The 384-nt window shown below is 62.0% G+C and carries 1 pseudogene; it reads left to right on the forward strand.

Features of this window, described 5'->3' with window-relative positions:
• Positions 1–29 precede the first annotated feature (29 nt).
• A pseudogene (locus tag EN850_RS34090) lies at positions 30–384 on the forward strand (hypothetical protein); the annotation flags it as partial.

Here is a 384-nt window from a genome sequence, read left to right on the forward strand (position 1 = left end):
TGATGCTTTTCGCACGTTAGGAGCCGACGATGACCGACGCCTATTCGACAATGGACGAACCCGCAACGATTGAGACATCATCCTCCGCCGTCAATCGGGGACCAATCGTGGCCGGCGCTTTTGCGGCGGCCACTTTGACCGTCATCCTCATGCTTGTCGGTTCCGGACTCGGTTTGGCGATGATGCCGCCATGGGGAAGCCCGTCCCTGACGACGTTTTCGGTGTCGACCGCGGTTTGGCTCGTCATCTTGCAGTGGCTGTCGTCCGCATTGGGCGGCTACGTCGCCGGGCGGCTTCGCACGAAGTGGGTCAACGTCCACACCGACGAGGTGTATTTCCGCGACACCGCGCATGGATTCCTGGCCTGGGCTCTGGCCACGCTGC

It is taken from the genome of Mesorhizobium sp. M8A.F.Ca.ET.207.01.1.1, from assembly GCF_004794715.1.
In the GTDB taxonomy this organism is placed as follows: domain Bacteria; phylum Pseudomonadota; class Alphaproteobacteria; order Rhizobiales; family Rhizobiaceae; genus Mesorhizobium.